The organism is Vibrio sp. Vb0349, from assembly GCF_033338975.1.
The window spans coordinates 272,430-285,416 of sequence record NZ_JAWOTS010000001.1 but is presented as its reverse complement, the minus strand read 5'-3'; the positions used below and the strand labels follow the sequence as shown (position 1 = coordinate 285,416).

Annotated in this window: 13 protein-coding genes; 7 read left to right on the top strand and 6 right to left on the bottom strand. The window is 42.8% G+C overall.

Features of this window, described 5'->3' with window-relative positions; genetic code table 11:
* Positions 1 to 33 precede the first annotated feature (33 nt).
* Positions 34 to 2,202: a polysaccharide biosynthesis tyrosine autokinase gene (locus tag R7Q47_RS01260; protein WP_318088561.1), complete on the top strand. Its 2,169-nt coding sequence runs from the start codon at positions 34 to 36 to the stop codon at positions 2,200 to 2,202.
* A gap of 65 nt (positions 2,203 to 2,267) precedes the next feature.
* Here R7Q47_RS01260 and R7Q47_RS01255 read toward each other — a convergent pair whose 3' ends face one another.
* Together R7Q47_RS01255 and R7Q47_RS01250 are read right to left on the bottom strand one after the other, a co-directional pair.
* Positions 2,268 to 2,639 (bottom strand): hypothetical protein, encoded by a 372-nt coding sequence (locus R7Q47_RS01255; protein ID WP_213962501.1) that lies wholly within the window; start codon positions 2,637 to 2,639, stop codon positions 2,268 to 2,270.
* A 7-nt stretch (positions 2,640 to 2,646) separates the two neighbouring features.
* Complete coding sequence (locus R7Q47_RS01250; RefSeq protein ID WP_213962309.1) at positions 2,647 to 2,955, bottom strand: monooxygenase; 309 nt, start codon at positions 2,953 to 2,955, stop codon at positions 2,647 to 2,649.
* Positions 2,956 to 3,064: 109 nt separating this feature from the next.
* On the opposite strand from R7Q47_RS01250, the gene R7Q47_RS01245 reads away from it, so the two are divergent.
* From R7Q47_RS01245 to R7Q47_RS01225, 5 genes are all read left to right on the top strand, one after another.
* The gene (locus R7Q47_RS01245; protein ID WP_140058189.1) at positions 3,065 to 3,955 is read left to right on the top strand and encodes a LysR family transcriptional regulator; all 891 of its coding nucleotides are present in this window, start codon (positions 3,065 to 3,067) and stop codon (positions 3,953 to 3,955) included.
* Between the two features lie 280 nt (positions 3,956 to 4,235).
* On the top strand, positions 4,236 to 5,501 hold the full coding sequence (locus R7Q47_RS01240) for a DUF1835 domain-containing protein (RefSeq protein ID WP_154204042.1): 1,266 nt from the start codon (positions 4,236 to 4,238) through the stop codon (positions 5,499 to 5,501).
* A 389-nt stretch (positions 5,502 to 5,890) separates the two neighbouring features.
* Entirely contained in the window at positions 5,891 to 7,195 is a 1,305-nt protein-coding gene (locus tag R7Q47_RS01235; RefSeq protein WP_017820133.1) for a dicarboxylate/amino acid:cation symporter, read from the top strand.
* Positions 7,196 to 7,528: 333 nt separating this feature from the next.
* Positions 7,529 to 8,071, top strand: coding sequence for a DUF6795 domain-containing protein (locus R7Q47_RS01230; RefSeq protein ID WP_025505354.1), 543 nt, complete (start codon positions 7,529 to 7,531; stop codon positions 8,069 to 8,071).
* Positions 8,072 to 8,154: 83 nt separating this feature from the next.
* On the top strand, positions 8,155 to 9,264 hold the full coding sequence (locus R7Q47_RS01225; RefSeq protein ID WP_239945520.1) for a lipase family protein: 1,110 nt from the start codon (positions 8,155 to 8,157) through the stop codon (positions 9,262 to 9,264).
* A 9-nt stretch (positions 9,265 to 9,273) separates the two neighbouring features.
* Here R7Q47_RS01225 and R7Q47_RS01220 read toward each other — a convergent pair whose 3' ends face one another.
* From R7Q47_RS01220 to R7Q47_RS01205, 4 genes are all read right to left on the bottom strand, one after another.
* Positions 9,274 to 9,648, bottom strand: coding sequence for a YkvA family protein (locus tag R7Q47_RS01220; RefSeq protein WP_064354966.1), 375 nt, complete (start codon positions 9,646 to 9,648; stop codon positions 9,274 to 9,276).
* 211 nt (positions 9,649 to 9,859) lie between these two features.
* Positions 9,860 to 10,984: a M20 family metallopeptidase gene (locus R7Q47_RS01215; RefSeq protein ID WP_024702187.1), complete on the bottom strand. Its 1,125-nt coding sequence runs from the start codon at positions 10,982 to 10,984 to the stop codon at positions 9,860 to 9,862.
* A gap of 9 nt (positions 10,985 to 10,993) precedes the next feature.
* Positions 10,994 to 11,461: a YjiG family protein gene (locus tag R7Q47_RS01210; protein ID WP_053303905.1), complete on the bottom strand. Its 468-nt coding sequence runs from the start codon at positions 11,459 to 11,461 to the stop codon at positions 10,994 to 10,996.
* Positions 11,461 to 12,198, bottom strand: coding sequence for a nucleoside recognition domain-containing protein (locus R7Q47_RS01205; protein ID WP_213962306.1), 738 nt, complete (start codon positions 12,196 to 12,198; stop codon positions 11,461 to 11,463). The genes R7Q47_RS01210 and R7Q47_RS01205 overlap by 1 nt, the downstream gene beginning before the upstream one ends.
* Positions 12,199 to 12,646: 448 nt before the next feature.
* Between R7Q47_RS01205 and R7Q47_RS01200 the strand changes: the two genes are divergently transcribed.
* The gene (locus tag R7Q47_RS01200; protein ID WP_049872671.1) at positions 12,647 to 12,934 is read left to right on the top strand and encodes a hypothetical protein; all 288 of its coding nucleotides are present in this window, start codon (positions 12,647 to 12,649) and stop codon (positions 12,932 to 12,934) included.
* Positions 12,935 to 12,987: the final 53 nt, after the last annotated feature.

Below are 12,987 nucleotides of genomic sequence, written 5' to 3'. Positions count from 1 at the left end.
CGCCAATGGCAAGGTATTTAAGAAGTTAAAGTAATGACAACACAAACTATTAAGCAATCACGTCAAGCCGACGATGAGATCGATTTGGGAAAGTTATTTGGGATCATTCTCGATGCCAAATGGCTCATTCTATGTACCGTAGTCCTATTTTCAATTATAGGCGTCGGCGTTGCCATTCTATCAACACCTATCTATAAAGCTGACGCTCTTATCCAAATCGAAAGTAAGAGTTCAGGTGGTATTTCAGCGATGGTTGGTGATATGGGAGAGCTGTTTTCAGCAGAATCATCAGCGACAACAGAAATAGAGATCATCAAATCTCGTATGATCTTGGGCGGTACTGTTGATAAGTTCAACTTAACGACTGTCGTTTCTCCAAACTACATGCCAATTATTGGTAAAGGCCTCGCTCGACTACAAGGTGAGCAAATCAGTCTGAGCGTTTCACGATTTAATGCTCCTTCTTACGCAGTTGGCGTTCCTTTAACTCTTGAAGTTATTGATTCTGAAAAACAGACGTTCAGGCTCTTAGAAGATGACAATAACGTCATTTTAGAAGGTAAAGTTGGTGAACTGCTTGAGAAGAATGGATACCAGTTTTTGGCGACTGAACTTGTGGCTCAAACTGGTGACTCATTCACGGTCAGCAAAATCAGTAAATTAGATGCAATTAATAAACTTCAAGAAAACTTATCGATTAACGAACGTGGTAAGCAAACCGGGATTATATCTTTAAGCTTCTCTGGTGAAGACCGCGCTAAGATTCAAGATATCTTGAACGACATTAGCCAAAACTACTTCTTACAAAACGTTCAACGAAATTCTGCAGAGGCAGAGCAAAGCCTCGAGTTCTTGAAAGGTCACCTCCCAGACATCAAAACAAAACTGACCGCTTCTGAAGACGTTTTAAATCGGTTCCGTCAAGAAAATGAATCTATCGACTTAGGCCTTGAAGCTCAGTCAACGCTGAAAGTAATGGTTGAGTTAGAAGCACAGCTAAATGAGCTTACATTCAAAGAAAGTGAGATCAGCCAACGCTTCACACAGGATCACCCAGCTTATAAGTCGCTACTTGATAAACGTGAAACACTACTAAAAGAGAAAGAACGTCTTAATAAACAAGTTCAAAAGTTACCGAAAACACAGCGTGAAGTTCTACGTATGACACGCGATGTAGAAGTAAACCAACAAATCTACATCCAACTATTGAACAAGGTTCAAGAGCTCAACATTATTAAAGCCGGAACAGTTGGCAACGTTCGAATCTTAGATAACGCTCAATCTTTCTCTAAGCCAATCAAGCCGAAAAAAGCGCTTATCGTTGTGCTAGCAACACTGCTTGGCGGTATGGCAGGCGTGGCTTTCGTATTAATTCGTGCAGCATTCCACCGTGGTGTGGAAACACCAGATCAAATAGAACAGATTGGCATGCCAGTTTACGCAAGCGTTCCAAAATCTATTCAACAACTGGAATTTGCAAACAAGCTTAAGCGCAACAAAGGCAGCAACAATGAGCTAGTCCTTCTAGCGGAAGCTAACCCAGCCGATCTTTCCATTGAGGCTCTACGTAGTCTTCGCACTAGCTTGCACTTTGCAATGATGGAAGCGAAGAATAACGTTCTTATGATTTCAGGTCCTGCACCATCTATCGGCAAAACATTTGTATCGACCAACTTTGCGGCCGTCGCTGCGAAAACCGGTCAGAAAGTGCTGCTTATTGATGCGGATATGCGTAAAGGTTATTTGCAGCAATGCTTCGGTCTACGTTGGGACAACGGTCTTTCTGATTACTTGAGCGGTAAGACATCCCTTAGCAACATCATTAAATCTACATCCATTGATAATTTAGATGTTGTGACTCGCGGCCAAGTACCACCAAATCCGTCAGAACTTCTTATGCACCCTCGCTTCAAGAGCTTTGTTGACGAGATGTCTGCACAATACGATCTAGTCATCATCGATACGCCGCCTGTACTCGCAGTTACCGACCCAAGCATTGTTGGCGCGCTTGCAGGAACAACTCTGATGGTCGCTCGTTTTGATCAAACGACTTTGAAGGAGATTGAAGTCGCGCAAGGTCGCTTCGAGCAATCAGGCGTTGAAGTTAAAGGTGTGATTCTCAATGCAGTTGAGAAAAAAGCATCTAACTCATACGGCTATGGATACGGCTACTATAACTACGCGTACAAAAGCGAATCATAAATTGAATTTAGATCGCTAATTAAATCAAATATTACAAAGCCCTGCTAGAAACAGCAGGGCTTTTTCTATTGCACTCTTAATTGCTTGTACGTAATCAGACTAAGCAAGACAAAGAATATTGGGTCACTCCAACCAAAACCGACAAATACTCCGATAATGCCGGCATAGGTAGTAATCACTGCCCCTAACCCATTAGTAATAAATAGTGCTTTAAACAGCTGTTTCGCAGTCTTACCAGATTCCACATCTCGTAGCATCAAACTCACCGCAGCGATTCCACCTAAAAAGATCGATGTATGTTGCGATAAAAACAGCGCGTATTGGTCGTTAATTTGTACGCCATACATCGGCCACATCATGGTTGGTACAAAAAACAACGCAAAAGCGAATACCGTATATATGACGCCATGAACGGTTAGAAAAGTGCGGTTGGTCATCATCTCCTTATCCTCCAATAGGCCCTTGATTGATCGTCGTTAACGGCAGATTGATATCGAAGATTTGACCTCGTACTTCGACTACGCCCATTTTTCGTAAGCGTGCGGCATGCATTTCGAGATAAGCTTGCGCCGTGGCTTCATCCTCAAAAAGATAGATACCACCACCGAGTTTGTCTTTTTCGTTTTCCGTCCAGATTTTCCAAATCATGCCCGGCTCTTGGTTAATCGACTTAGCTAAGTCGACCAGAGCATTCGACATCTCGTCACCAAACGGACCATGAAATTCAAAATCAACTTGCAATAATTTCGCCATCTTGAGTCTCCTCTTCTTATTGACTCGTTTTCGATGACAAGATTATTACCTTTATAAAACTGACAAAAAAGTTCATAATTTTGCCATTAACTGTCTAAAAAATTGACTCATGAGACTAAAAACGACCTTAGAACAATGGCAAACGCTACAAGCGATTGATCAAGAAGGCAGTATTCAATCCGCAGCTTTACTGCTCAACAAGAGCCATACCACATTGATCTACTCGGTGAGGAAGTTAGAAGACCAACTTGGTATTCAACTTATCGAAGTACGAGGGCGCAAAGCGGGTTTGACAGAGCACGGCAAAACCATACTGCGTCGTGCACAATCCATGCTTGAACAAGCGCGGGAACTAGAAGTCATCAGCGAGCAGTTAAAAAGTGGGGTGGAATCTCAAATCACGGTCGCAATAGATCATCTTTGTGACCCTTGTTGGCTTTATGCACCACTCAGTCAATTTTTGGAGGACAACAACACGACCTCCGTTCAAGTGGTTGAAACGTCACTGAGCAAAACAACCGAAATGGTCGTAAATGAGCTCGCTGACATCGCAATCATCAACTTACCGATAACCAACTACCCTGCCGAAGCATTTGGCGTAACAACCATGCTGCCTGTAATCGCAGCACACCATCCACTCGCTAAAAAGCCGCATGTTTCCATCGACGATTTTGCAACCACCAGCCAAATTGTCATCCGTGACTTAGGTGATTCAGACAAAACGAAAAGAGATGTGGGTTGGTTACGCGCACGTCAGCGTATTACCGTCGATAACTTCGACCACGCTTTTCACGCCGTAGAGCAAGGCGCTGGATTTTGTCGGCTACCAGCGCACTTAGTCGCAGCCCGCAAGAGCGATAAAATTAAAGTATTGGAGATCGAACACTCCCATCAATATCAAGTTGCGCTGCACCTCACTTTACCCAAAGGAGCCAAAAGTGGTCCTGCTACTCAAGCGCTTTATCGTACTTTACTCAAAAGTGTAGAAACTCGAGCCTAGCGACAGTGGTATTGAGTTGAATCGCTAGTGTTATCGCCTATTGATTCTCCCTAAACATAGAGAAACGGCCATTTTGTGACGCTACACTCTCACAAAAGGTTGCACGAAGGATAGCGACCACCTACTATCACTCTGCTCATGCCTAAAGCACCCAACACTCGCGGAAAGAACTCGGTTCACGGCAATATCCTCACCTGCTTGGTTTAGCAGGCACAATCTGTTTTTACCTTCTTTTTAGCTTCTATTTAGGCGAGTGTGGAAGAAATAAGAAAGGTGAAATATGAACTCTACAAATAGCTTCTCGATCAATATCAATCAGCAAAAATCCATTGCTAAAAAAAGGCTCAAAGCTATCCGCCTACACGATGACGCTACGTTGGAGTTAGTTAAGCGATTTCACTCCAAGCCAGAATCTTTGGCTCCCAATACAATTCAATTGGCTGACGTTCAACATGCACTCGCAAGAGAACTGGGCTTATCCAGTTGGAGTAAACTAAAAGCTCATGTCGAAGAGCTAGAAGCGCACAAACTAGCCATCAAACAACAACAACCGCCCCTAGATGCGAAAGTAAAAACGCTACACGTTCGTTGCGGTCACGATATACAACAACAGCTTAAAGCCAGTGGATTTGAAGGGACATTTTTAGCCCTGATCGATCCGCTTTGTATTGGCCCCATACCAACAACACCGCAGAACTTCCTTGCCATTCGTGCCCAATATGTCGTAGAGACTCTGCTGCCCGTGATGAAGCGTGAAGACTCGGTTCAAGATATAGTCACATTGGAACAATCAAACCTCGATTTGTTGCAAAGCGATGTATTTGAACGAATCGTCTTTTGGGTCGAACATGACAGCTATGATCAATTAATGCTAATTCGTGCTCTAACACAGTTAGAGAATGTAGAGAATAAAGTGATAGAGATCATTGAGTTGAACCAGTTCCCGGGCACTGAGCGATTCATCGGCTTTGGGCAGTTGCCTGAAGAAGCTATTCGTTCTTGTTGGCGATACCGTAAACCTGTGACAGCAAAATTATTCAGTCAGGCTAAACGGTGTTGGCACGCTATTACATCACCGACACCTATTTCCATAGTTAATTTGATTCAGCAGCATAACCTGGATTGCTTGCCCAATATATTCAACGTGCTTAAACGCCATTTGCAAGAGTTACCTAATTCACAAACTGGATTGAGCTTGACACAACACCTCGCACTAAAGGTCTTGAGCTCGCAAAATCGTTCAATTCCCATCAAAGATTGGTTTGAGCAATATCAACAACTAGAACCTCTTCCTTACCTAGGAGACGTGATGTTTTACGCGTTACTCCTCCCTCTAGCACAGTGTCAAACACCTTTGATCACGATTGAGTCACGTGAAAGGCACTGGTGGGAACAAAGCGTCCGTATCACTGAGGCTGGCAAGCAGTGTTTGGAAGGCTTAATACGAGCGAAACAATGCTATTGGGTTGGAGGGATTAAAAATACCAGTCAAAGTTATTGGAGCTGGGATCACCTCCAACTAACTACACTTGCCAACCATCATTGAGTTGACAAATATGAAAGCATAAAGGGTTCGTTGGCTCTGATGAACACTCAATACTAAATTATCCCTAAAGAGGCGACCGCTAGCCTGAATATAACTTAAATAGTTATGCAGAAATGCATTCACTCAAAGAGAGTATGCACTCTATCTCTTATTAAAATTTATTGTAAATCCTCTTTGTTATCGGTTGTATATTCGATAAAAGTGTTAAAATACAAACTTTTCATCCGGCCAATTCGTTAATATTTGGTTAAAATCCCATTTTTATTAGTGATAAAGTTCACATCTATTAACCATTTAGAGGATTATTCTTTCGTATTTTCTCACTCCGCTGCTAATCTGCTCGCCGCTTTGAAGTGAACTCAAGGTGCATAACTATAAGGAGTGTTCTCATGAATACCAAGAAACCGATGTCGCTTACCAGCCGCGTAATTTTAGGTATGGTTGCGGGTATCTTGACAGGATTTGCAATTCGCACACTTTTTGCCGACAACGGATTTGTCGACGCATACATTGTTAATGGATTATTCGAAGTTGGTGGACAGATCTTCGTTGCCAGCTTAAAAATGCTTGTTGTACCGCTAGTATTTGTTTCGTTAGTTTGTGGTACTAGCTCTCTCAAAGACCTCTCTACACTGGGTCGCATGGGCGGTAAAACCCTCGCTTTCTACGTTACGACAACGGCTATCGCGATTACGCTTGCTCTAACTATGGGTACTCTATTCCAGCCAGGTGCAGGGGCAGATCTAACGGCAGCAAGTTCATTCAAATCAGCTGAAGCGCCATCTTTAGGTCAGGTTATCATCGATATGTTCCCGACCAACCCAATCAGCGCAATGGCAGAAGGTAAAACTCTGCAAGTTATCGTGTTCGCCGTGCTATTCGGTATCGCGATCAGTGCAGCGGGTAAGCCAGGCGAACGCATCGCAGCATTCTTCTCTGATCTGAATGAAGTGATCATGAAACTGGTCGCGATTTTGATGAACTTGGCGCCTTATGGGGTGTTCTTCTTAATGGCGAAGCTATTTACTGGTCTTGGTCTGGGCGCGATCGTCAATCTGGCAGAGTACTTCTTAGTACTGGCTGGTACGCTTGTCCTACACGGTCTAGTTACTTACAGCTTAATGTTAAAAGGTTTCACAGGTCTAAACCCAATTACGTTCCTACGTAAGATGGAAGACGCGATCATGTTTGCTTTTTCTACAGCATCATCGAACGCGACGATTCCAGTGACAATGGAAACAGCAAAGCACCGCATGGGTGTTGAGAACCGTGTATCATCGTTCACAGTACCACTTGGTGCAACCGTGAACATGGACGGTACGGCGATCATGCAGGGCGTAGCAACTGCGTTTATTGCTCAAGCTTTCAATATTGATTTAACTATGGGCGATTACCTAATGGTTATCATGACGGCAACTCTGGCGTCTATCGGTACCGCAGGTGTTCCTGGTGTGGGTCTTGTCATGCTTGCTATGGTATTGAACCAAGTTGGTCTGCCGCTTGAAGGTATCGCGCTCATCATGGGTGTTGACCGTCTTCTTGATATGATTCGTACCGCGGTAAATATCACTGGTGACAGTGCTGTAACCGTCATCGTTGCAAAATCAGAGGGTGCATTGGATGAGGCTCGCTTCAACGACCCAATGGCAGGCGTAGCCGAAGAAGAAGTGCATCTTAAACGCGCTGACGCCTAAATCGTTCTACGATTAAATTATCCTGTCTAAGCGAAAACCACCTAATTGTAAGGTGGTTTTTTCGTTTCCAATCAAACGTCAAAAGGGTTAAGTTACAATTATAATTGCTCCTAGACTTCTCTTAGTTACGAATCAGCAAGTAGCTAGACTAAGATAATAACTCTTCTGAATAGTTAGGATTCCTCATCCATTATTATCAATTTGAAAGTGATATAACAGACATTTTCATAATAGCGAGATGCAAATTCCATTATTAAATTAAAGCTCAAAACCAAATGGTGATAGATAGTAGTCTGATAATTAAGTTTGCACTAAGATACACATCATAAACTCATGTTTAAAAGTAGTATTTTTTTATTCACTTTCTCATTTTCAATACTTACATTAGGTTTTAACGAAAGTATGTTCGGTTTTTTTAATAAATTTAAATATACATTAAGCCCAGAGATAAAGGGCACTTTAGTTGTTGATAAAACGCCTCTAGAAAATGTCACCGTCTACTTGGAAGCTAGTTTTTTAAAGAATACTTACAAGAGAAGTTCAACCACCAATGAGTTAGGTGAATTTAATTTCAAACCTGTCATACATTCTCAAAGATTCAAAGAATCAGCTTTAAATCAAACATATTCATATATAGGTATATATACCTATATAAATGAAGAAAAGAAATATATTTGGGAGTCCCAGTTAAACTACGTTTCACCACCTATATTTATAGAAGACAACCTAAATAACCTTTACTGTGAAATTGAAAACAAAGAATTCCGGTACTTTTTCAAGAATATCAACCTAGATAATGCTCGAGATCTAATGGTTATTAGCAACTGCAATTTAAATGGATTTTTATATAAAACAGAGTTTACGGAGGATACGTAATGCCGTCTTTAACACCAAAACTTGCATCAGAGATCGCGAACATACCGTATGGAGTATACCAGGGACAAGGGAGACTAGCCTTTATGGGACAAGACGGTTTTGAAAAACACTTTGTATTTTCGCAGCAAGATGTTTTTAGTGGCCGAACTGGAGGTATAACAGGATTAGATCGTATCCCATTGTTTAGAAAAGTGATACCTGGTGTAATGAGAACATCTGAAGCGTTTGCGGTAATTGGAGTTGGAAAAGGAAAATATAAGGGAGATTTAGTAATTTCCATTAGAGGGACACAAAATGCCAATGATTGGGTAACTAACCTAAATGTAGGCCTCAAAGGCGCTCCAAATGGCTCTATTGCTCACTCTGGGTTTATTAATTCATTTTCAAGCATCAAACCTAGTATTAAACAGTATTTACAGCAATGCCAACGTTTACCTAGACGTGTTCACTGTGTTGGGCATAGTTTAGGAGGGGCTCTGGCTTCATTATGTTCTGATTGGCTTAGAGAAGAGTATTCATTAAGAGTGAATTTATATACTTTTGGCGCACCTAGAGTAGGTTTAGAACAATATTCCCGTAAATCTAGTAAAAGTAACGACAAAGTATACCGCTGTACTCATGGCGCAGATCCTGTACCTAAAGTACCTGTCTGGCCATTTATTCATGCACCACACAATGGAGATGAGTACCGCTTAGACGCTAGTACTGGCTTTAATATAAGTGCTCATAGTATGTCTAGCGAAACAAATTTAGGGTATTTAGACAATGCTAACTCCGAAACGTGGGGAGCGATAAAAGTCAGGTCTAACAAATACTTGTATACACCTACTAGATTTAAGTTTGAGCACAGAAACCAAGCATCATTTACAGAGTATTGGTCAGAAAGAATTCAATCAGCCTTAATAACCTTATTAAAAGATACTGGCTTGTTTGCAGCAATAGCAGCCCAAGCCACAGTATCTACTGGAATGACATTTTATGATATACTCGCCAGAAATATAGAAAAAGTAGCTAAAGCTTCTAAAGTAAGAGAATCACAAGTCAAAGGGCTGTTAGGCCATATGCTGGTGTTTATTGGAAAACCAGTAACAGCAATTGAAGATATGTCTGCAAAGTTTATTAGAAACGTTTTTCTTATGGTATTTGGAAAACTTTATCGAGCAGCACAAATGGCTATTAGTGCTGTAAAATAAACTTTCAACTTAATCAGACATCGAATTCAGTTTTTCTCTGGCTTGTGCTTCGTGTTCTTTAGTGATGGCATTACCGACTGAGTTCGCGGCTAAGGTAAGTGCCGCCATATCATCGGTAAAACCGACGCCAGCTAGTACGTCTGGCACCATATCTGTTGGTAGGACGAAGTAAGCCAGCGCGCCACCTAGTATAGCCTTGTGGCGAACGGCGGTGTTGGAATCTGTCATCGCGAGCCATGATTTAATGCCCATTACGGCAATTTCTTCACCCGCTTTCTTAACCGACCCTTTCATTTTTCGCCAGAATGTTTTCTCATCTGGCGCTTGCATCGTTTGATCTTTGGCGTCTTTCGGCGCCGATTTTACAGACATTGTTGTGGTCATCGTTGCCTCCGAAATTTATGACTATGTCCAACATATTAATAAATCGAACCTGAACGCAAGATTAATAACAAGAAATGATAGTAAAGTGAAACACAGATAGAAAAATCCCCAAACCGAAGTCCGGGGATTATTGCCTTGGAAACAAAAAGTCTTGCAAACCAAAAGGTTGAAGCCAAAAGCTTTGGGAACCAAGCTTTAAAAGCAGAATGCCCTATTGAGCAATCTTCTCCAATACACGCATCAGCATTTTGATACGTGGTTCGATAGACTCAAGCAACAAGTACTCTTGGTCACTGTGGAAACCTGCACCGATAGGTCCTAGACCATCCAAAGTTGGAACGCCAAGAATTGCCGTATTGTTTGCATCAGAGCCGCCACCCACTTCTTTCCAGTTGATGTCAATAGACAGTTCACTTGCTGCTTCTTCAACTAATGCCATCAAGCTTTCAGTTTGCGTGCTTGGCACCATAGAGGGTTTGTAAGCTTCACGAACCAACTCGATGCTAACGCCATCAACGAATGGTGTTTCCAGCATGCCGTTTAGCTTGCTATCGACATCATCGTATTCTTCATTACTCCAGAAACGCACATCCACGATCGCTTCAGCGTGCTCAGGGACGATGTTTGCGCCGTTACCGCCAGACACAATACCCACGTTTAATGTGGTGCCAGATTCGAAGTTCGTCATGGCATTGATTGCGAGAATCCAGTTCGCCATCTCGGTAATTGCACTGCGGCCATTTTCTGGCTCGTTGCCAGCGTGGGCTGCAATGCCATTAAACGTGATTTTGTAACGCGCCATGCCTTTGCGCGCTTTGACTAAACCTCCGTCTGCGCGTGCTGCTTCTGCCACCAATACGTTTTTCGCGTTTTTTGCAACAGATTGAATCCAGTCGACCGAATCTAACGATCCAGTTTCTTCGTCTGGGTTCATGCAGATACAAATCGACAGTTTATCCAACACCGCTTGGTCGAGGTTACGCATCGCGTACACAATATTCAGCAAGCCAGATTTCATATCCGAGACACCCGGACCGTACGCTTTGTCAGCGTCTTGAGACATAGGACGTAATCCAGCGGTGCCGACAGGGAACACTGTATCCATGTGACCAATCAGCATCACGTCAACTTGCTCAGCCTCAGGCTTGTTTCGAACTTCAAGACCGATGCCCGCTCTGCCACAGTCGATGCGTTTTACGCTCCAACCTGACATCGCTTGGTACTTCTCTTCAAATTGAGAAGCGATAAACTCAATGCCATCAGTCGTGTACGTGCCACAATCGACATTGATGAGAGGACGAAGTTCTTCGAGATATTCATTGAGAGAAAACTGCATGATTGCCCCCTAAACAAACAAGTTCATGACTAGCATTGCGCCAAATGCGTTCAATACGGAAATCGCAATCATAATTGGGATATAACGACCTTCAGTACCGATAGGTCCCATAATTCGACCCATGTACTGAACCTGAGAGCCCATTAGATAAATTGCAGGCGCAAGAATCGCAATGTGCGTGCCGTTCAGGATACCTTGGTCAAACAGTGTAATCACTACGCCAACCGCGCCGCCCATCGACATCCAAGCCCCGATCAATACCGCTGCTGCTTCACCCGGAAGACCAAACACTGCCATGATTGGAGAAAACACAGTGCCCATCAGATCCAGCGCACCAGTGATTTGCAGCGCTTTGATGATAACGAACGCCATTAATACGTTAGGCACCGTAGAGGTAGTCGCAATTACCCAACCTTTCTTAGCACCTTCAACGAAAATATCCGTCACCATTGGTTTTTTCGCTTTAACGTCACCCATTATGCCGTCTCCTCTTTTAGGTTATCTGATTTGTTTTGGTCTTGCTTGTCTTCTTTACCTTCCGTCATGTTTAGGTAGATACGGAACAGGTTCGCACCAATGATCTTAAACGCGAACATCACCACAACCGCCAAACCAATAGAAGAAGTTACTGCTAGAGAGCCGTCAGCCATCGTCAACGTGAACAATACCGCACCCGATGAGAAGAAGTTCACGATGGTTGCACCCGCAGTGAACTGGAACATGGTAAATACGTCCGTTTCACGCTTAGTTAGGTGACCTTCATCTTTTAGTTGACGCGTCATAGCCGCACCTGCATCGGTACTTTGTAGAGAAGCAATTAAAGCCAGACCAGAGTTACCAGGGATGCCCATTAGAGGACGTAGTAGAGGAGTAAGAAGCTTACGAGCGGCTTCAAGTGCACCGTAGTGCTCAAGTACGTTGATCATACCTAAGGCGAACATAACAGTTGGAATCAAAGTAAGTGCGAAAATGAAACCGTCACGAGCACCGCTACCACCAGTACCGCGAAGCGACGTTGTTGCAACTTGCACACCGTCAGCCGTTTCGGTGACACCATACGCCACCTTGCCGAAAGAGCCATTGAGCGTTGTAAAGTCGAATACACCGTACCATTCGCTAGATTGCATCAGGCCAGAAAAGAACACAACCGCAAACGCCAGAGCAACGTAGCACCCCAGTGTAACTTTACGCTCAGTTTGAACAGGAATTTTCATAACATTACCTACACATGTGGAACTTAACACATATGTTCACCTGAATAATGTGCTAGAGAGATGATCAAAATCAATCCGCCTGCCGAACATTATCGCGACTCAGTTATGAAGTTTTGTTTTATGATTTCAATCACAATTGAAAGATAATAAAAATTTGTGCTAACAATTAGGTATATTAATCTATGTCGATAGCTCACGACTTCTTCATCAACTCAAAAAATGATTCTGACGAATATTGCTTTCTACAACATTCATGACGTACTTCATACTTTGGCATTGAGGCAATATCGATTAACTCGAAAGTAACATTCAGCCACGAAATTTAGGTTAGGATGGTCCGGTCATATGTAAACGGCATAAACCAGAATTAACAGGACTATACGACCCATTGTTACGCTCACAATATAAAATAGCCAAATGGACACTCGCCCTCGTGCTTTGGGTGGTGATGATATGCTTAAGCCAAAATTCTGGTTTCTCGAAAAGCTGCCCAAAGGCTCACCAAATACAGAGTCAGCAAGATGAAAGCGTGAATTTATCACCATCTTGCGACCTTTCAGAAAAGTTGGTTCAAGCGTACCAACATCAGTTTGATCATATTCTTATTCCATTTTTTCTGTTTGCTTTGATTGTGGCGCTGCCGATGACAACCACAGCAATTCGCTATCTGGAATACACAGAACCGATACCGGAAAAGTATCGGGTTCACCTAAAGCTTTGCGTGTTTAGAGAATAAAGCCAGCAAGGCGAGAGACCTTTCTGCCTGACTTTTGTACATATTTTATTCAC

Excerpts from the sequence above, each read along its gene's own strand:
- R7Q47_RS01260 (WP_318088561.1), top strand. The coding sequence starts at position 34 with ATGACAACACAAACTATTAAGCAATCACGTCAAGCCGACGATGAGATC.
- R7Q47_RS01255 (WP_213962501.1), bottom strand. The coding sequence starts at position 2,639 with ATGACCAACCGCACTTTTCTAACCGTTCATGGCGTCATATATACGGTA.
- R7Q47_RS01250 (WP_213962309.1), bottom strand. The coding sequence starts at position 2,955 with ATGGCGAAATTATTGCAAGTTGATTTTGAATTTCATGGTCCGTTTGGT.
- R7Q47_RS01245 (WP_140058189.1), top strand. The coding sequence starts at position 3,065 with ATGAGACTAAAAACGACCTTAGAACAATGGCAAACGCTACAAGCGATT.
- R7Q47_RS01240 (WP_154204042.1), top strand. The coding sequence starts at position 4,236 with ATGAACTCTACAAATAGCTTCTCGATCAATATCAATCAGCAAAAATCC.
- R7Q47_RS01235 (WP_017820133.1), top strand. The coding sequence starts at position 5,891 with ATGAATACCAAGAAACCGATGTCGCTTACCAGCCGCGTAATTTTAGGT.
- R7Q47_RS01230 (WP_025505354.1), top strand. The coding sequence starts at position 7,529 with ATGTTTAAAAGTAGTATTTTTTTATTCACTTTCTCATTTTCAATACTT.
- R7Q47_RS01225 (WP_239945520.1), top strand. The coding sequence starts at position 8,155 with ATGGGACAAGACGGTTTTGAAAAACACTTTGTATTTTCGCAGCAAGAT.
- R7Q47_RS01220 (WP_064354966.1), bottom strand. The coding sequence starts at position 9,648 with ATGACCACAACAATGTCTGTAAAATCGGCGCCGAAAGACGCCAAAGAT.
- R7Q47_RS01215 (WP_024702187.1), bottom strand. The coding sequence starts at position 10,984 with ATGCAGTTTTCTCTCAATGAATATCTCGAAGAACTTCGTCCTCTCATC.
- R7Q47_RS01210 (WP_053303905.1), bottom strand. The coding sequence starts at position 11,461 with ATGGGTGACGTTAAAGCGAAAAAACCAATGGTGACGGATATTTTCGTT.
- R7Q47_RS01205 (WP_213962306.1), bottom strand. The coding sequence starts at position 12,198 with ATGAAAATTCCTGTTCAAACTGAGCGTAAAGTTACACTGGGGTGCTAC.
- R7Q47_RS01200 (WP_049872671.1), top strand. The coding sequence starts at position 12,647 with ATGATATGCTTAAGCCAAAATTCTGGTTTCTCGAAAAGCTGCCCAAAG.